The organism is Niallia sp. FSL K6-0212 (assembly GCF_038007605.1).
In the GTDB taxonomy this organism is placed as follows: domain Bacteria; phylum Bacillota; class Bacilli; order Bacillales; family Cytobacillaceae; genus Niallia; species Niallia circulans.
The window spans coordinates 3741481-3760658 of record NZ_JBBOXL010000001.1 but is presented as its reverse complement, the minus strand read 5'-3'; the positions used below and the strand labels follow the sequence as shown (position 1 = coordinate 3760658).

14 protein-coding genes and 1 pseudogene are annotated in these 19178 nt (G+C 34.4%); 5 read left to right on the top strand and 10 right to left on the bottom strand.

The genetic code is table 11. The annotated features are described in order from the left end of the window. The first annotated feature begins 114 nt into the window (after positions 1 to 114). Positions 115 to 756: a LysE family transporter gene (locus MHH96_RS17865; RefSeq protein ID WP_095257273.1), complete on the top strand. Its 642-nt coding sequence runs from the start codon at positions 115 to 117 to the stop codon at positions 754 to 756. 40 nt (positions 757 to 796) lie between these two features. Here the strand turns inward: MHH96_RS17865 and MHH96_RS17860 are convergent, their stop codons facing one another. Then, positions 797 to 2245, bottom strand: a complete 1449-nt coding sequence (locus MHH96_RS17860; RefSeq protein WP_047944624.1) for an alpha-amylase — start codon at positions 2243 to 2245, stop codon at positions 797 to 799. Positions 2246 to 2778: 533 nt separating this feature from the next. Here MHH96_RS17860 and MHH96_RS17855 point away from each other — a divergent pair. After that, positions 2779 to 3096 carry a hypothetical protein gene (locus tag MHH96_RS17855; RefSeq protein WP_053215806.1) on the top strand — a complete coding sequence of 106 codons (318 nt, stop codon included), beginning with the start codon at positions 2779 to 2781 and terminating at the stop codon, positions 3094 to 3096. Between the two features lie 51 nt (positions 3097 to 3147). Further along, on the top strand, positions 3148 to 3492 hold the full coding sequence (locus MHH96_RS17850) for a hypothetical protein (protein ID WP_235844415.1): 345 nt from the start codon (positions 3148 to 3150) through the stop codon (positions 3490 to 3492). A gap of 545 nt (positions 3493 to 4037) precedes the next feature. On the opposite strand, the gene MHH96_RS17845 is transcribed toward MHH96_RS17850, so the two are convergent. From MHH96_RS17845 to MHH96_RS17815, 7 genes and pseudogenes are all read right to left on the bottom strand, one after another. After that, positions 4038 to 5207, bottom strand: a complete 1170-nt coding sequence (locus MHH96_RS17845) for a M20 family metallopeptidase (protein WP_186325685.1) — start codon at positions 5205 to 5207, stop codon at positions 4038 to 4040. A 202-nt stretch (positions 5208 to 5409) separates the two neighbouring features. Then, complete coding sequence (gene speD, locus MHH96_RS17840) at positions 5410 to 6216, bottom strand: adenosylmethionine decarboxylase (protein ID WP_095257275.1); 807 nt, start codon at positions 6214 to 6216, stop codon at positions 5410 to 5412. Between the two features lie 116 nt (positions 6217 to 6332). Next, entirely contained in the window at positions 6333 to 7262 is a 930-nt protein-coding gene (gene glsA / locus MHH96_RS17835; protein ID WP_328282891.1) for a glutaminase A, read from the bottom strand. 116 nt (positions 7263 to 7378) lie between these two features. Next, positions 7379 to 9366, bottom strand: a pseudogene (locus MHH96_RS17830) (PAS domain S-box protein); the annotation flags it as partial. A 634-nt stretch (positions 9367 to 10000) separates the two neighbouring features. Beyond that, on the bottom strand, positions 10001 to 11797 hold the full coding sequence (cstA, locus tag MHH96_RS17825) for a carbon starvation protein CstA (protein ID WP_061795909.1): 1797 nt from the start codon (positions 11795 to 11797) through the stop codon (positions 10001 to 10003). A 150-nt stretch (positions 11798 to 11947) separates the two neighbouring features. Continuing rightward, positions 11948 to 12688, bottom strand: coding sequence for a LytR/AlgR family response regulator transcription factor (locus tag MHH96_RS17820; protein ID WP_047944629.1), 741 nt, complete (start codon positions 12686 to 12688; stop codon positions 11948 to 11950). Further along, entirely contained in the window at positions 12681 to 14441 is a 1761-nt protein-coding gene (locus MHH96_RS17815) for a sensor histidine kinase (protein ID WP_095257278.1), read from the bottom strand. The genes MHH96_RS17820 and MHH96_RS17815 overlap by 8 nt, the downstream gene beginning before the upstream one ends. 158 nt (positions 14442 to 14599) lie before the next feature. Between MHH96_RS17815 and MHH96_RS17810 the strand changes: the two genes are divergently transcribed. Both MHH96_RS17810 and MHH96_RS17805 read left to right on the top strand, forming a co-directional pair. Beyond that, positions 14600 to 15226: a ribonuclease H family protein gene (locus MHH96_RS17810; protein ID WP_341117794.1), complete on the top strand. Its 627-nt coding sequence runs from the start codon at positions 14600 to 14602 to the stop codon at positions 15224 to 15226. Between the two features lie 241 nt (positions 15227 to 15467). After that, positions 15468 to 16415, top strand: coding sequence for a nucleoside hydrolase (locus MHH96_RS17805; protein WP_047944631.1), 948 nt, complete (start codon positions 15468 to 15470; stop codon positions 16413 to 16415). Between the two features lie 55 nt (positions 16416 to 16470). On the opposite strand, the gene dacB is transcribed toward MHH96_RS17805, so the two are convergent. Further along, positions 16471 to 17961, bottom strand: a complete 1491-nt coding sequence (dacB, locus tag MHH96_RS17800; protein ID WP_328282889.1) for a D-alanyl-D-alanine carboxypeptidase/D-alanyl-D-alanine endopeptidase — start codon at positions 17959 to 17961, stop codon at positions 16471 to 16473. A gap of 93 nt (positions 17962 to 18054) precedes the next feature. Continuing rightward, a complete protein-coding gene (locus MHH96_RS17795) occupies positions 18055 to 18864 on the bottom strand; it encodes an Fpg/Nei family DNA glycosylase (protein ID WP_047944633.1) in 810 nt (269 codons plus the stop codon). Positions 18865 to 19178 lie beyond the last annotated feature (314 nt).

The window sequence follows — 19178 nt, the reverse complement described above, 5'->3', positions numbered from 1 at the left end:
TAATATAGTGAAGTGATTCATTCGTTATAAATAAGTTTTCATTTTTCTAATTAAAATTACATATCATCGCTTTCTTTTACATAGCATGTACAAGAAAGGATGTGGGAGAGACGAATGTTCAGTGTCACCATCTTACTTAGCTATATCTTGCTAGGATTTACATTAGCTGCTCCGATTGGTCCAGTAAATTCCGCGAGAATTGACAAAGGAATAAAAAATGGTTTTTGGCATGCTTGGATAGTTGGTTTTGGATCCATGCTTGCAGATGGTGTTTTTATGATAATGGTGTACATAGGAATGGTTCATTTTCTTGAAATAGATATCATTCAAATATTTCTCTGGCTATTTGGGGGCTTTGTTTTGATTTATACGGGGATGGAAAGTATTGTAGGTGCCCAACATCTTAAATTGGATTCCCTTCGAGGAAAAGATTCTTTGTTTAAATGTTTTTTAACAGGATTTATCATGTCTATAACTAGTCCGTTATCTATTTTATTTTGGCTAGGTATATATGGCTCGATATTAGCAAAAACGGCCCAAGAAAATGGGACTAGTTCTTTATTGATCTACAGCAGTATGATTTTTCTTGGTCTTACTTTATGGGACTTGATTGTAGCTGCTTTAACTAATAGCTTTAGACGTTTTCTTACAATTGGAACTTTAAGAGGCATTTCCATTATTTCTGGTGCTTCCTTAGTTATATTTGGCGTGTACTTTGGTTATCAAGGAATGATGAAATTATTCTTTTCCTCATAAAAGATGGGGCATGCTGCGTAAAACAACATGCCCTATCTTTTTAATCAGCTAATCCCCATACGGAAACACTCTTCGCATCAACAGGAAATTCACCGTATCCATCTTCATCTATTGTCACGTGATCTTTTCTTGTGTTCGTAAAGTCAATCCATTCTTCTCCCCTTCGTGATTCACCAACAAACATTTTCTTGAATCCATCATCCTTATTGGATATGACAACAGCACAACCGGATTTTTCTATTTCAGCTTCTCCATGGCGAACCCAGCCAATTATATTTGGATTATCAAAATAGTCATCCTGTTTGCCGTAAGCTTTTTTCTTGCGAACATATAATAAGGGATCAATGGCTGCCTTTTTTCCTTCTATTGGCGCATCCCCGCCAATTCCAAAATAATCTCCGTAAAATATAGTTGGATAGCCGTCTTTTCGAAGTAAAATAAGGCTATAGGCAATTTGTTTGAACCAATCTTCTACCCATGATTCTAAAGATTCATTTGGCTGTGTATCATGATTATCAACAAATGTTACACAATTAAGAGGATTTTCTTTTACTAACGTTCCCTCGAAAATCGTTGATAAATCAAAGTTACTTCCTTCCATAGAAGCAGTGTGCAATTTATAGTGTAGCGGGACATCAAATAAATCGATTTTGTAATCCATTTGCTCTAAAAATTCCTGACATTCTTGCAGATCAGCTTTCCAAAATTCACCTACGAAATAAAAATCGTCTTTTTCTTTCAGCAAGGAAGTGGCGAATTTTTTTATAAAATCGTGGTTTATATGTTTTATGGCATCTAATCGATAGCCATCACAATTTAGTGTTTGGTAAAGCCATTTTCCCCATGAAATCATTTCATTTTGGACAAGCTCATTATTATAGTCAATGTTTGCAAACATTAAATAGTCATAATTTCCAAATTCATCATCGACGTTTGAATTCCACATTTTATTATCGCCTACAATGCGGAATACCCCTTCTTTTTTTGTTTTATTATCATAATCGGTTCCGTTAAAATGCTGGAAGTTCCACTTAAAGGATGAATAAGTATCTCCTCTTCCTGGAAAAGTGAATTTTGTCCATGCTTCGATATCATGTGGTTCTGATATCTCTTCTTCTCTATTTTCCGGATTCACTTCAATTGCTTTAAATGTTTCTTTCTCATCAGCTGCTGCTTTATGATTCATTACCACATCCACATAGACTTGGATTCCGACATTATGACATGCCTCAATAGCTTCCAGTAATTCTTTTTTCGTTCCATATTTTGTACGAATACTGCCCTTTTGATCAAATTCTCCTAAATCATATACATCGTAAACGCCATATCCATTGTCTTCATTGGAGGCAGCTTTCGTCACAGGTGGAATCCAAATGGAATCAATACCAGCTTCCTTTAATTCTCCTGCTTTTTCTTTTAATCGGTTCCAATGTTGACCATCTGCGTCTAAATGCCATTCGAAAAATTGCATCAATGTCTGATTTTCCATCTATCATTTCTCCTACTCCATAAAATTTGTAGCTTTTCTCACAATGAAAATTATTGAGAAGCTTTCATATGAAGTAATACTACCCAAAAATATTATTTTTCAAGCATAGTTGAAAAAGAGTATAAAAAGAATATTATAAAAAAAGTAAATATTTTCTATTCTTTATTTTTACTAAAATTTAATTACTATAGAATTATTAAATATAAAAAAAGTACTTCCAATATAAAGACTCATATAGTGAATATGCGGAATTATTTTTGATTTGAGTTGTTATTATTTTAGTCTTATTTTCAACGTTTCATCTTTTTTTGTCATTAGCATTTTACCTAGACCCTGGGTTCTCTATGATGGATGTATTACTAATTCAACAAATTTAAAACAATTGTATAGTTATTTTCATGCTGATTATTCTTTATCTACTTATATTCAAGACCAATTCTCAAAAAAAAGGCGATAACAGTAGAGAAATTGTCTATGCTTTCTTATCTTATTATGAATAAGTTGAAATTAAGAAAAGGAAAGGAGTGAATAGAATGTCAAGAAGAGATTATGACAGCGCTGGTAACCAAAGTTACTTTAAGGGTTCTTCTAAAAATAGAAGAAATAATGGCAGAACAGAGGTGAATGTTGATAACGATTTTGACTTAGATAATGATGTACGTGCGGATGCAGATTCAGATGCTGAAGCAGAAGTTAGAAATAAGAATACCAATACTGCTCGTGTTACAAACTCTGGGAACTCACGTGTAGATATCCGTTTGAATAGCAGAAGCAACGCACGTGTTAGAGCAGATCAAGAAACTGATCAAGATAATGATCAAGACCAAAACACAGATATCGATTTTGATTAAGTAATAGTGAAGTGGGGTACATAAGTACCCCACTATTTAAAGGATGATAATATGGTTAAAAAAAACAACAATTCTATTCGAAATGAAGAAAGATTAAGGTCCTGGGGTTTTTCTAAAACTTTTAATAGAATTAACAATGATAATGAATCGTTTAACACTATAAAAAGTAGTGGAAATTCAGATGTTGATTTGGCAGTTGAAGTAAATATTGATACGACAGCAATAGGCTTTGCTATTTTATGCTCCCTTCTTGCTACTGGGCAAATGACAGATATAGAATTTCAAAAGGCTGTAAAAACACTAGAAAAATTAACGAAAGAAAAAATGGGAAATTTTTATGGTAATAGTGTAAACGATGTGGCTAATGCAAAACTATATAATTTAAAAAGATTATAGAGCGGTGAGTTTACTTGGCTGCTCTATCCTACATAACTTTTAAATAGTTTTATCGCTTTTTAGTTAAGGTCTTACTAAATGAACTGCACTTTCTTTATTATGGAGTAGTCTTCTCTTTTTCACTGGGAATATTATTACAATAGACTTATACGTGGAGTCACACAATAAAAGAACAAAAGATGATTGATGGTAATATGTTAAAAAATCGCCTTATTATGGAATTTTTAATAGGGATTAAACGATAAATATTTCATTGGGCAAGGTCAACATTTCGAAGTACTGTTTACTATACAAGGAGATAGAGGAAAAGCATTTTATGGAAAACCAATGGAAGAAGGCTCCTATTAAAATCTAGTTTAGAAAAGATGACAAATTAATTTATACTCGATACTAAGTTTTCATAACCCGTTCCTCCCTTCCCTGTTTTTCATAAAGGAATCTTTTTCTTTTATATCGAAAGAAAGATAATGTCATAAAATTCCTTAATTTAATAAAAAATCCTTACATTCAAATTGAGTTACCATTTGAATGTAAGGGGAAAAGTATTAGTTTTTGGTTTTTATAAATTCCGCTTTTATTTCTGCAAGTAATTCTTTATTCGTAAGAATTTCTAAACCTGTAAGGGCCATTGACTTTGCACCTAAAATCATGGCATCTCTACCTTGATCAGACATAGCAGCTTCTCTAAATTCATGAGTATGACAAGCGTATGCCTCATTACAGATTTTTACATAGGGATGAATAGATGGTACCACCTGGCTTACATTGCCCATATCAAGGGATCCTGAACCATCCCGCTGCTCCTGTATTTCAGATGGTTCTACGCCTAAATCAACAAGTTGTTTTGTAAATAAATCAGATAAAGTTTGGTTGGTAATCATATCATCATAGGAGAATTCATAGAAACTAGCTTTAACTGTAGCACCTGTTTGCAGGGCAGCTCCCTCTGCACATTGTATCACTTTTTCTACTAATTTATTTACTTCTTCTCTTTTTCCTGCTCGGACATAAAACTGTGCAACAGCATAGTCAGGGACGATATTTGCCGCTTTTCCACCTTCTGTGATTACACCATGAATACGAGCATCTGACTTTATATGCTGTCTTAGAGCATTGATACTATTAAAGGTCTGTAATACAGCATCTAGTGCATTGATGCCTAAATGTGGGCTTGCTGCTGCATGAGCAGCTTTGCCAAAGAATTCAAATTGGATAGCGTCCATTGCAAGAGAATCGCCGCTCTTCATATAGCTATCTAATGGATGCACCATCATCGCTACATCTAGCTCTTCAAAAATTCCTGCCTCTGCCATTGTTACTTTGCCGCCTTTCGTTTCCTCAGCAGGCGTGCCGTAAACAATCACTTTTCCTCCTGTTTCGCTTAAAACTTTACTAAGACCAATTCCGGCAGCAATTCCCATAGTACCGATCAAATTATGTCCACATGCATGTCCAAGTTCAGGAAGTGCATCATATTCTGCCATAAAGCCGATAACTGGACCAGCTTTGCCGCTGTCAAAGGTTGCTTTAAAGGCAGTAGGTAAATCACAGATTCCTATTTCTACGTTAAAATCATGCTGTTTTAAGGTGTCAGTTAAAATTTCACATGCTTTAAATTCTTCATGGCCTAACTCAGGATTTTCTCCAATATAAATACTAATATCTTTAAATTTTGCTTCGTTTTCATTAATTGTATCTAGGATGATTTGTTTCATCATTTTCGCACCTTTCTATCTTTCTACAATAATAGTTTACCAATTTTAAAAAAAAAAGCTAGAAAAACATGTTTAAAAATAATATATAAAGTATAATTATGCAATGGAATCTACCATGTTTTTCCTAAATATGATGTTTGATAACTTAATGAAAAAACTGGCTTCGCTTTTATTTAAAAGACGTCGCCAGTTTTGTAATAAATCACTTTATATTTTTCCCATAAAAAATTTCATTCATTTCCTGTGTGAGTTTTGCTGTTATCAATATCCGATCTTCTTCAGATAATTCTTCTTCTTTGCAGCCAAATAAATAATTATTTAAATGGAATTGTTTTAACTTGCATTTTGTATGAAATATATTTTCTTGATAGATATTGGCATCAATCATATCAAATTGTGATTTTGTCTCTTCGGGAATATAGTTTTGAATGGAATTGATATCATGATCGATAAATAGTTTATGACCATGTATATCTCGGGTAAATCCTCTTACACGATAGTCCATTATCATAATGTCTGTGTCAAAAGAGTGGATTAAATAGTTTAAAGCTTTTAATGGCGAAATTTCCCCGCACGTTGAAACATCAATATCAGCACGAAAGGTACTGATTCCTTCATCTGGATGATATTCAGGATATGTATGTACCGTTATATGACTTTTGTCGAGATGCATTACCACTGAGCCTGGAAGTGGTCCAGGAGATTCCTCAAATACTTCTTTTGAAGCTTCAGCAACTGGGCCCTCAGATACGAGCAGTGTTACGCTTGCTCCTTGTGGTTCATAGTCTTGCTTTGCAATATTTAGAACGTGTGCGCCAATAATATCGGAAACATTTTTCAAGATTTTCGTCAGACGCTCAGCGTTGTACTGCTCATCGATATATTGAAGATAAGCCTCTCGTTCCCTTTTTGTTCGAGTATAACAGATATCATACATATTGAAGCTCAATGACTTTGTTAAATTGTTAAAACCATGTAATTCTATACGCTGTTGAGGTGTTAAACTCATGTTTATCCCCCTTTTAAACAATTGGTACAATTATGTTACCCGAACAGATTGGGGAATAACCAAAAAATCACTAATCCTTCCTATTTCCATAGAAGAATTAGTGATAAGTTTTATTATTAAAACATGCTTAAATCATATTTTTTTGCAAGGATTTCTAATAGTTTTAATCCTGCAACACTATTGCCTTTGTCGTCAAGCGCAGGACCAGAAATACCAATTCCAAAACGGGAAGGAACGGCCCCTAATATTCCACCGGAGACACCACTTTTTGCAGGGATTCCGACTCGAACAGCAAATTCTCCAGAAGCATTATACATTCCGCATGTAACCATAAATGTTTTGGAAATGCGAGCTACATGTGCTGGCATTAACTGTTTGTTTGTGACAGGTTCTTTTCCATCTAAAGCAAATACGATTCCGATTCGCGCTAAATCTAAACAATTTACTTCGATAGAGCATTGCTTTGTATATAAATCTAATAATTCCTCCACATCTTCATTAATGATGCCATGTTGTTTCATAAAGAAACAAAGTGCTCTATTCAAATGAGATGTTTCAAACTCTGATTCAGCTACCTCCGCTGAATAACCAATATCACTATTTCCTGATAAGAGCTTAACAAATTCAATAATCTTCTGGAAGCGTTCATCCACGGAGTTCCCCTTTATCATATGGGTAACTGCAAGGGCACCTGCATTTATCATAGGATTTAACGGCTTCGACGGGTTACTCATTTCTAGTTTTACAATAGAATTAAATGGATCGCCAGTAGGCTCATAGCCAACTTTACTAAAAACGTACTCTTCTCCTGATTCAATTAGTGCTAATGCTAAAGTAATGACTTTTGAGATACTTTGTAAAGTAATTTTCTCATGAATGCAGCCTGCTGAATAACAAGTACCATCATGGTGGTAAATAGCTACAGATAAATCATCAGGATTTGCTTTGCTGAGAGCTGGGATATAATCAGCAACTTTCCCATTATGTGTATATTGTTTTGCTTCTAACAATATACTTTCTAATTCCTCATTAGATTGACAAGGCATTTTTTCACCAACTTTACGAAAAATTTTTACATCCCTTTTTATAAAATATAAAAAAGAATTTCTTAATAAGATTAGTATATCCTTAGAAACAAAAAATGAAAAAGGTTTCTGATTTATAGATAGAATTTTTCTAATTCAGATGAAGTCAATGGTTTGCTAAAGTAGTATCCTTGTACGATATCACATTGGTGGTTTATGAGAAAATCGATTTGTTTTTTTGTTTCTACTCCCTCTGCAATGACAAGGAAATTCATATTATGACCCATATCGATAATGACTTTAGCTAAAGAGCCTTTGTGAATAGGATGACTGATATCATCAATAAACGTTTTATCAATTTTAATGGTATCAATAGGCAGTGATTTCAAATAACTTAACGAAGAATAACCTTTGCCGAAATCATCTATCGATATTTGAAAGCCAAGCTTTTTAATATTAGCTAATTCTATTTGGGCTAATTCAATATTTTGCATAATGCTTTCCGTTATCTCTAACTCGATTTTCTTTGGATCTATTTCTAATCTTACTATTTCTTTTTGTAGAAAAGAAATGAAATCAATGTATTGAAATTGTCGAGCAGAAATATTGATAGCAAGTTTTAAATCTTTTTTTCCTTCTCTTTCCCATTTCTTTTTCTGCGCAAATGCCTCCGTTATGACCCATTCTCCAATCGTTAATATTAAATTGGATTCTTCAGCAATTGGTATAAATTCATCTGGAGACAAATAGCCGTATACCGGGTGTTTCCAACGTAGGAGAGCTTCAACACCAAATATGCTGCCTGTATGGATATTTATTTGTGGCTGATAGTATAATTCTAATTCTTTATTTAGAATAGCTTTGCGTAGTGCCATCTCCAATTCCATCTTTCTTGCGCCTTTTTCTGCAATGGAAGCGGAGTAAAATTGAAAATTGTTTTTCCCGTGATCTTTGGCAACATACATGGCTGTATCAGCATTTTTTATTAATGATTCTTGATCTTTTCCATCTGATGGAAACATGCTGATGCCAATACTTGGTGTAACGAAGAATTCATCTTGTTTCACTACAATAGGGTAAGAAAATTGGTTTATTATTTTTTGGGCAGTCTCAGCTGTTTCTAATTTTGTTTTGTTTTCTAATATGATTAAAAATTCATCTCCCCCGAGACGGGCAACAAAATCATTTTTGTCGATAGCTGATTGAAGGGTAGTAGATACTTCTTGTAAAATGATATCTCCTGTCCATGTCCTTTCGTATCATTTATCCGTTTAAATTGATCTAAGTCTAAAAATAATATGGACATTGCTTCCACTTCTTGGTTATAGAGTCGATCATTTAAATGATGCATACAACTGTTTCGATTCGGTAATTTTGTCAGCGTATCTATAAATGCTAATTCCTTAATTTTTAATTCCGCCTGTTTCCGGGATGTGATATCTCTTCCAACAATCAAAACAGCTTCTTGTCCTCCAAAAAGAATTGGCATGCAATTGATTTCTAAGAATACGTTTTCCGCTAAGTCTTTCGTTAATTCAACTTCCATCTCGACTACATTTTGATTTAATTTTTTGCTTTTTTTATATTGTCGAACGATATTTTGATAAGTGGCTTCAGAAAGTAAATCTTTTACTGCAAGCCCCTGTATGGAATTATAGTCTTTTCCTAACATTTTGATGCCAGCCTTATTTATATAATGAAACTTGTAATCAACTGTTACTGCAACAATGTCTGGTGATATATCGACCAATTTACTAAATTTATCTTCGTTTTCTTTGCTATCTGTTATATCAATTAACACGCTTGTAAACTCAGTCATCTCCCTAGTCGATTTGTCAAACACAGCGATGCCTCTATCCTTTATCCAGCGAATCTTCCCATCTGGTTTAATAATACGATAAGTGCTGACAACGACATCTTGATGGGTTAGAAGCTCCGCTCGTTCCACTAACACGTCTTGATCAGCTGGATGGATAACGTCTTTCCACAAATTATGATTTTTATAAAATGCCTCTGATGAATAACCATAAATAGCTTCAATCCCTGCAGTGACCATTAATTTATTTGTTTTTAAATCATGAAACCAAATAGCAATATCCAAAGTGTCAAAAATAGATTGTAATTTTTTATTGCTTTGAGCAAATTCGCCGAGTATGTAGGTGAACTTTTTTATTAATTGATAAAAAACATATAATAAGCCACTAGTAATAATTAATTGCAGCAGAATAAACAGCTCTTTATTTATCGATGCAGCAAAGATGTTTAAAATCACAGATAAAAATACAAAAAAACAAATGGCCACCATCCATTTTGTTTCACTGTGTTTATAATCCATAGAAGAACTCCTTACTTTAATTGATCATATTTATGTCAATAGAATTTTTATTAAAACAAATATGTATGGAACAAAAATACTTCTCCCTTATTATCCATAATTCCATAAAGTTAAACTCTTGACAATAAAATTTTAAATATATGTTTACTTAGAATACACTTATTAGGATTCGTTTATTATTTTTATTTTTGAAATCTCTTTATGGGAGGAAGATAGTGAGGATATATGCATGTGGAAATGGACATGGGAGTAAAACCAAATCAAAATCTTTTAATATTCACTTCCATTTTTAAATATAAGTCAGATGGAAATTCAATTTTCACACGAATAAAAAACCCAAACAATCATACGAAATAACTCAGCAAGATTCGTAGATTATTTGGGTATAGCTTTGACAGGAAAACTTAGTTTAAACCATTCTATCTTAATTTAGATTCGTTGATTCCACATGAACACGGGGCGTATTCCAGGTGTCAAACCATTTTTTTGTTGCAGCTATAATAATGATAACCCCTAATATTAGCATGATAATTGATAGTACGGCATTAAGCACATTATAACCTGACGCTTCTGGGTTTAAATAAACGTTTTTAACCATCCACACCCCAGCATAATTTACTGTTACAAATAAATATGCCATCGGTATGAGGCAAGTCAGCATATATCTACGTTTATCAGCCATTTTTAAAATAACGGTTGCTCCAACAATCAGCCCGATCGTTGCCATGAGCTGATTAGAGACACCAAATAGTGCCCATACCGAGCTAATATCTCCTGAGAATAAGAGATATCCCCACATTAAACATGCTAATGCACTTGCGAAAATAGAACCAGGCAGCCAATCCACTTTTTTTAATGGTTTGTAGAACTCACCAAGAAAATCTTGAATTAAATAGCGTGCAGTTCTCGTCCCTGCATCAATGGCTGTTAATATAAAGACAGCTTCAAACATAATCACAAATTGGAAGAAATAAGATGCTAGATGGGAGAACCAAGAAATTTCTGTGAAAATATATGACATTCCAACAGCTAAGGTAACTGCTCCTCCCGTTCTTCCTTCTAAATCAATGCCGATTTCACGACTTAGTTCTGGTAAGTTTGTAACACTCATACCAAGTGTTCGAAATACTTCTGGGCTGGAATTTATTGCGAAATAATCTCCTGGATGAAGAGCAGTTGCAGCAATAAGGGCCATAATCCCTACTAAACATTCGACAAGCATCGCACCAAAACCAACGACTTTAATATCACTCCACTTATCAAGCATCTTTGGTGTTGTGCCAGAGCCGACAAAGGCATGAAATCCGGAAATAGCACCACATGCAATCGTAATGGAAATAAACGGCCATACTGGTCCTGCGATAACTGGTCCCCCTCCATTTACAAATTCCGTAAATGCAGGAAATTCAATAGCGGGGTTAATAATAAATACACCAATAATAAGGGCGATAAATACACCGATTTTCATAAAGCTACTTAAATAATCTCGCGGTGCCAATAACAGCCATACAGGTAGTGCAGCTGCAAAGAATGCATAAATAGGAAGAATAATAGCTAATGTTTTTGTATCAAGTGTTAACCAATTTCCCAGTACGGTATCTTGGATCATTGGTCCCACAAACACACCTATCATTAACAGAATAAATCCAATGGTTGTGCATAGTTTGAGATTACCTGTTTTCTTATAAAATATGCCTACTCCCATCGCAATCGGGATCGTGATCCCTACCGAAAATGTTCCCCATGGATTTCTCTCTAAAGCATGTAGAACTACCATCGATAAACCAGCCATAGTAATGGTAATAATAAATAACATAGCAAGTCCTGTACAAAAACCTGCAACAGGGCCGAGTTCTTCCTTTGCTACTTCAGATAATGATTTGCCCTTTTTTCTCATACTCGCAAATAATACCACTGCATCATGGACAGCTCCTCCGATAACAGCCCCAATTAATAGCCAAATCAATCCAGGCAAATACCCGAACTGTGCAGCTAGAATAGGTCCTACAAGAGGACCGGCTGCTGCTATTGCTGCGAAATGATGTCCAAAGGTAACCCATTTATTGGTTGGTACATAGTCCTTTCCGTCATTTAGTTCATGTGCTGGTGTTTTTTCTTTATCGTTAAGCTTTAATACTTTTACTGCCATAAAAGTTCCGTATAAACGATAAGCAATCATTAAAATACAAGCAGATGCTATAACGATTGTAACCGCATTCATTTTTATCTACCTCCTTTAATGATTTTATTATAAAAAATGTAAAGGATAAAAAAACGTTTTCATGGTAAAATGCAAAGAAAATTAGCTGAAATGCAAAAATGACTGGATAAAATACAATATCCAGTCTGTATGATTATAAATGAAATTTACTTAAAATCCGAATAATTGTTTCACCTCTTTTGTATAGTTTCTACTTAAAGGCACTTTCTCGCCATTATTCATGCACAGTAAATACGTAGAGTTAAACCATGGTTCTATTTCACATATTTTTTCTTTATTAACTAAATAAGACCGATGTACTTTCATAATAGGACTATTTACTAACTTTTGCTCTAATTGTGTTAATGTAAAAGTAATGACCAATTCCTCTTCTTCTGTAATAAGTAATGTTTTACCATTTTGTGCACTTATATAGACGATTTTATCTAAATCAATAATCTTTATTTTGTCATTGGCTGTGACAGCTAACTTATTACTTTGAAGGGGCGATTTGTTTACGCTTTTTCCTATTGTTTCTTCTGTAGTTTGACTCCGCTTATTTTGCAGCTTTAAAATAGTTTGATTAATTCGTTCTTCTTCAAACGGTTTTAATATATAATCGACAGCATTTACGTCAAACGCTTGAAGTGCATATTCATCATATGCAGTTGCAAAGACAATTTCCGGACGATTTGCGGTGTGCTTTAACTGTTCCGCTAAATTCATTCCATTATCTTCTCCAAGTTGAATATCTAAGAAAATAACGTCTATTTTTTGATTATCAATTATGTACAGAGCTGTCTCCAAATCATCACACTCGGCCACTATCTCTATTTTGCTGCTTCTTTTCAAGAGATACTTTAATTCATCTCTTGCTAATGGTTCGTCTTCGACAATTAATGCTTTAATCATCTACTTCCCTCCATATACTTGGTTCCTTAGAAGGCAATGTAATCATCACCTTCGTTCCTCTATTCGTTTCACTTTCAATGGTGAATTTCCCTTTCTCCGCATATAACTTTTTCACTCGTTCCTGAATATTCCAAAGCGCCGTACCAGTTCCTGTACTGGAGGAAATATTTTTTTGGCCAATCATGTATAGAGTATCTTCACTCATTCCTTTCCCATCATCTTCTGTAATTAACACCATCCTATCTTTTTCTTTATATGCACATATTGTAATAGTCCCAACTGTACCTTTGGAAAAGCCATGACGAATGGAGTTTTCTACTAGGGGCTGTAATGTAAACGGCGGAATAAGGACCTTTTTTAGTTCGGGCTCTACAGACTCTTTTAAAATAAACTTATTAGGAAATCTCGCTTCTTCTAATGCTAAAAAGGCATGGACATGCTCTAATTCTTGACTTAAAGGAATCAGCATATTTTTAGATCCTTGTATGTTGCTGCGGAAATAAGTACATAATCGTTGGATCATCTGCCGCGCTTTTTCTCCATCTGTGCGAATTAGCGCAGAAATAGTGTTCATGCTGTTAAACAGAAAATGAGGATGAACTTGTGCTTGTAATGCTTTAATTTCAGCATCCTTCCATAACTTTTGTTGTAATTCTGCTTCTGCTAATTCAAGCTGTAAGGAAAATAACTTGCTTAACCCTTCTGCCAAAGTATATTCTACTAATTGAATGTTTTTGGGATTGGCAAAATATAATTTAAGGGTACCGACAGTTTTATTGTTTGCTTTCAATGGTAACAAAATGGCAGCGTGCAGCGGGCATGTTTGATTGCTGCATTGAATCTCGTCTTTCTTTTTCGCAATAAGAATATTCCCTTCCCTTAACACTTTTTCTGTTAATTTGGTAGAAGTTTTCTCTAATGGAATATGATGATCCCCGCCTAGCCCCTCATGTGCCAAAACAATGGATCTATTAGTTATGGATACTGCATCAGCGTTGGTAGCTTTTAACATAATTTTAGCAACCTGCTTGCTAGATTCAGGATTCAGTCCTTGACGTAAATAAGCAAGCGTAGATTGAGCAATATTTAAAGCAATATTGGTTTGTGCTGCTTTCGTTTTTTCTTCTTCTAACAGAATGTTTTGAATGATGTAGATAAAAATCAGCATTCCAAACCCATTAATGACAATCATTGGAAAAGCAATAATTTTGACGAGTTCGAATGCAAGCTCAAAAGGTGTTGCAATCAAAAGGATAAATACCATTTGAATAATTTCCATGGCGATGCCGATAATCACTGCTTTGCTTGCAGAATCCTGTTTAATGGAGTATTTCCTTCCAAGCAGCCCAGTCAATAATCCAGCAGCAATGGTAGATAATCCACAAGCAATTGCAGTGAATCCTCCTAATGTTAAGCGATGAAGGCCAGCTATTAATCCTACTCCAAGGCCAACTAATGGGCCGCCAATCATTCCGCCAATGGCTACCCCCATAATTCTTGTGTTAGCAATAGCGCTTGAAACATCTAATTCATGCTGCCATGTATGGGTGCTAATACTTCCTTTTAATATTTCGACTCCAGTATAATTACTAATTATTCCGAAGACGCCAAAGATAAGTATTAACGAGAGTTTATCGTGCCATTGTGATTCATGATGAATAATCGATCGGAAAATCTTTATTCTTGATAATAAGAAGGCAAAAATAACTAAAATACCGACTCGTTCAATCATTAGTGGAAGTAATTGGAGCAATTTATTCCCCCCTTCCTATTTTACTCAACATCATTATAGTAAATTCCTAGATTTATAGAAAGCCTTTTCAAGTATGTTGTTACGCTCTCTCTACATTTTCGTTTTGATCCCTTCCTGTGATATGATTATTTAATAGCAGTGAAAGGTTGGATGAAATTATGGCAGCAAAAAAATATTATGTTGTATGGAATGGTAGAAAAACAGGGATTTTCTCAACTTGGGCGGAATGTGAAATGCAAATAAAAGGTTTTAAAGGTGCTTCTTTTAAATCTTTTCCAACTTTGGAGGAAGCAGAAAAAGCCTTTAAACAAGGTGGGAATATATCAAAATCAGCATCCAAAAGTACTTCCACTCAAAAACAATCTATTCAAACATTGGCGCCGATTGAGGAAAATAGCATTTCTGTTGATGCAGCTTGTAGTGGTAATCCTGGAATGATGGAATATCGAGGCGTTGATACGAAAACAGGAGAAGTAATTTTCCATTATGGTCCAGTATTCGGTACGAATAATATTGGCGAATTTTTAGGAATTGTACATGCATTAAGTCTTTTGCAAAAACAAGGCAAGAACACCACCATATACAGTGATAGTATGACGGCGTTAGCTTGGGTACGTAATAAAAAGGCAAATACAACATTAGTAAGAGATAAGCGTACAGAAGAATTGTGGCAATTAATTGAACGTGCCGAAAAATGGCTGAAGGAAAATAACTATTCAAATAAAATTCTAAAATGGGATACGAATAAGTATGGTGAAATCAAAGCAGACTTCGGTCGTAAGTAAGGCTGTTGTTAATAGATATAATAGATGATGGGAAGAACTTGGTGGTTTTCCAAGTTCTTTTTCTATTCTTCGTTAAATTAAAGTTTAAATAATATTATTTATGGTGAGATATTCTATTTAATTTACTAATTATTCACATTGGTCTGATAGTATTATAGAATAGATAGAGAAAGTAGCTAGTTTATAAAGTTACTTCCCGTTTGACGGGGATAAATGTTAATTTACATAGGAGTGAATTTTTTTGACAAAGAAGGTATATTTTAATCATGATGCCGGAATTGATGATCTAGTTTCTCTGTTTCTTCTATTACAAATGGATGAAGTAGACTTAATTGGTGTATCAGTTATTCCAGCAGATGGCTATTTAGAACCAGGTATCAGTGCAAGTAGAAAGATTATAGATCGATTCGGTCACGGACCAGTAGAAGTTGCCAGGTCTAATTCTCGCGGAGTTAATCCATTTCCGAAAGAATGGAGAATGCACACGTTTTATGTAGATGCCTTGCCGATTTTAAATGAAAGCGGTGAAGTAATTACCCCTGAAAGTGAACTTCCAGCACATGAACATTTAATTAAAACAGTAAGGGAAAATCCAGATAAAACAACACTCTTATTTACTGGACCGCTGACAGATTTAGCAAGAGCAATTGAAATTGCTCCAGATATTCAAGAAAAAATTGAAAAATTAGTCTGGATGGGCGGAACATTCTTAGAGGTTGGTAATGTACAGGAACCTGAACATGACGGGACTGCTGAATGGAATGCTTTTTGGGATCCTTGGGCAGTAGCAGCTGTTTGGGCTAGTGATTTACAGATCGAAATGGTGGCGTTAGAAAGTACAAATCAAGTTCCACTAACCATTTCTGTCCGCAATCATTGGGCTTCATTAAGAAAATTTACTGGAGTTGATTTTGTTGGTCAATGCTATGCTGCATGTCCCCCTCTTGTTCATGTAGAAACGAACTCTACCTATTATCTTTGGGATGTACTAACAACAGCAACAATTGGAAAAAAAGAGCTAGTTAAAATGAAAGAAGTTAAATCAATTGCTATAACAGAAGCGCCGTCCCAAGGGAGAACTTTAATAAGTGACACTGGCCGTCCTGTTTCTGTTGTATATGATGTAAAGAGAGATGACTTTTTCGCGTACATTACAGACTTAGCAAAATTGGCGAAAAATAATTTATAAAAAAATATCAGTTCCTATTTTTTTAAATAGGAACTGATATTTCAAAGCAGTCTTCTCAAAATTCAACCAACGTTTCCATTATCTTATCCTCGATCTCTTTTCCCTTATCTTCATCCGTTAGATGGTTTAATAAAATGGAAAAAATATATTTATTACCTGATTTGCTTTCCATGTAGCCAGATAATGAACTTACAGAGGTAAGAGTCCCCGTTTTAGCGAGTATTTTTCCTTTAGTATTCTCAGAATTCAATCGATGGCGCAGTGTTCCGCCAATCATTTTTTCTTCGTGACCTGATACAGGTAATGATTGACAAAATGTGGAGAACCATGGTTGTGCTTGTACTTCATATAAAAACAAACTTAAGTCGGTTGCTGAAATAAAATCTATTGGTGATATACCTGATCCATCACGGATAAGCATCTTAGTTGGATCAAGATGAAAAGCCGCTAATTCTTCTTCTAGAGCCTCGATCCCTTTTGCAAAGCTTCCTTCCCCTTTTTTGACTACTCCCAATTCCTTGATTAATGTCTCAGCAATTGTATTATTACTTAATTTCAGTAAAGGAAGTAGTAATTCCCGGAGAGGAATAGAAGAATGAGTAGTAAGGATAGAAGCGATTTGTGGTGTTCTTCCTTTTTTGACAACCCCTTTCCATTGTATTCCTTCTTTCTTTAATGCCTGTTGAAACACATCTAATGTATAGCTTGTAGGATCATCAACAGATACCCACTCTTTTTTTAAGGGAGTGTCAATTGGCAGGTTTCCTGTTATTGTTACTACTTTACTGTTATGTTCTCTGTTAACTTTTAAACTTGCAGCAGATTCTTTATCTGCTGTAATAGCATTATTGACAATTTTAATTTCGCTTGTTCTTGGCAAAGTATTGATTATTACTGGTTCATTTTTTTTCTTACCAGGTTTTATTTCAAGCAATACAGTCCCTGCGTCATATTCTTTATCTGGTGATAGTGTTAAAGCGGAAATTTTGGCCCCATAATAGGCAGCTTCATCACTCCATGCCAAATCACTTGAAAAAGGGATGTTGTCATACCAGGAGTCATCGCCTATTATGTCTCCATCTATATAACTAATCCCTTTTCTTTTAATTTCTTTTGAGAGTTTTTCTAAATCAGAAGCTAAAAGGCTTGTATCCCCATTCCCTTTTATGTATAAGTTTCCTTTTAAATGACCATCTTCTACTCTTCCATCTCCATAAATTTCCGTAATAAATTGATAGTCTTCTCCTAAAATGTTCAATGCTGCTGCTGAAGTTAGTAACTTCATATTAGAAGCAGGCGTTAGTCGCAAATCAGCCATATGTTCAAAAATAATTTTTCCTGTTTCTTGTTCGCGAATACTGATTCCTGCTAAACTTCCTTTTAGTTCTGGTTCTATATTTAACAGTGATTCAAGTGCCGTGGCTAATGTTGCTTTTTTATGGTCTTCTGCTGCGAATACTTTCGGTGAAAATGTGTTAGGTGTGCTTCCAGACAAGAATATAGAGAATAACATTACTACTACTATTCCCTTTTTCCATAAAGTCATCTTCTCACTCCTTATATTTCTCCTTGATAAAAGTGCATTGAGTTGCTAAATGTATATTATCTCCAGGAATTGCAGAATTATCCGCATAATTAATTAAAACTGACAACCTGGACAATAAAAACACTTTTTAGAAGATACCTTTATAAATACTATTTTGTGCTGACACCTTGGACATATTTCTCCTTCTCTATCATATACTTTGCAAAGCTCATCATATCCTCCGGTTTTTTTATCTCCTGCATAAAGGGGATGCTCCATATAGCCACCCATATTAGTAGCCGCTCTTAATATTTGCAGAATAGAATTATAGAGCTTTTTTTGCTCCATTTCTTTTAAATCCTCTAATTTTCGAGTTGGTAAGATTTGCGCATCAAAACAAATTTCATCGGAGTAACAATTGCCAATACCTGAGATAAAATGTTGATCAACTAATTTAAGCTTTATTGTCCCCTTCCTAGAGTTAATCATGTTTTGAAAGCTGTTTTCAGTAAAAAGAGGTTCAAAAGGATCTGGACCTAAGTCGTTCAGCCTTTCTTTACATTCTTCAAGAGTTAGTAAATGTAGATAACCTAATCGGAGTCCAATAAAATATAAGTGTCTTTCTCCGAATGTTAGTTGGATTTGAATGGTTCTATTTGGTTTTTCTTTTTCGGTTCCAAAAAACATCCATCCACCTAACATTAAATGCAATAGCAGAACCTTTTGATTGGATAAGTAAAAGAGTAGATGTTTCGCACGCCTTTCCACGCGAAGAATAGTAGTATTCACTAATTGATTCTCAAAGGATTGTTTCGTAATATTAATGGACTTTTCTCGGTTAACGGCTATCGAGGTAATGGTTTGGGTGGTAATCAATTTATTCAATAAGATTTTATAGTTTTCCATTTCTGGCAATTCTGGCATTTATTCATTCTCTCCTTTTTATTTCCTCCCTTATTTTTGCCAAGATCATAAAAACTATTTATGTCACTACTAAGAGCAATATATAAAATTTTAATCTCTTTTATAGTTGAAAATCTTTCTTATATTCACGAAATGAAGATGACTGGTTGTATCAGTCTCTATAAATCCTTATTTTCCTTAATAAAAATAATTATCTTCTTTATGAACTAAACATCCAGACCAACTCATGGATTAATTGTTTATTTTCCTCTCACCAATTACTCACCAGTGACCCTTATTCCTTTTTGAAGTATCATAGCTTTGCTTGTTAAACT

Bases quoted from the DNA above. Each gene is read 5' to 3' on its own strand.
- MHH96_RS17845 (WP_186325685.1), bottom strand. From the start codon at position 5,207: ATGAAACAAATCATCCTAGATACAATTAATGAAAACGAAGCAAAATTT.
- MHH96_RS17820 (WP_047944629.1), bottom strand. From the start codon at position 12,688: ATGATTAAAGCATTAATTGTCGAAGACGAACCATTAGCAAGAGATGAA.
- speD (WP_095257275.1), bottom strand. From the start codon at position 6,216: ATGAGTTTAACACCTCAACAGCGTATAGAATTACATGGTTTTAACAAT.
- MHH96_RS17850 (WP_235844415.1), top strand. From the start codon at position 3,148: ATGGTTAAAAAAAACAACAATTCTATTCGAAATGAAGAAAGATTAAGG.
- cstA (WP_061795909.1), bottom strand. From the start codon at position 11,797: ATGAATGCGGTTACAATCGTTATAGCATCTGCTTGTATTTTAATGATT.
- glsA (WP_328282891.1), bottom strand. From the start codon at position 7,262: ATGCCTTGTCAATCTAATGAGGAATTAGAAAGTATATTGTTAGAAGCA.
- MHH96_RS17865 (WP_095257273.1), top strand. From the start codon at position 115: ATGTTCAGTGTCACCATCTTACTTAGCTATATCTTGCTAGGATTTACA.
- MHH96_RS17860 (WP_047944624.1), bottom strand. From the start codon at position 2,245: ATGGAAAATCAGACATTGATGCAATTTTTCGAATGGCATTTAGACGCA.
- MHH96_RS17810 (WP_341117794.1), top strand. From the start codon at position 14,600: ATGGCAGCAAAAAAATATTATGTTGTATGGAATGGTAGAAAAACAGGG.
- dacB (WP_328282889.1), bottom strand. From the start codon at position 17,961: ATGACTTTATGGAAAAAGGGAATAGTAGTAGTAATGTTATTCTCTATA.
- MHH96_RS17855 (WP_053215806.1), top strand. From the start codon at position 2,779: ATGTCAAGAAGAGATTATGACAGCGCTGGTAACCAAAGTTACTTTAAG.
- MHH96_RS17795 (WP_047944633.1), bottom strand. From the start codon at position 18,864: ATGCCAGAATTGCCAGAAATGGAAAACTATAAAATCTTATTGAATAAA.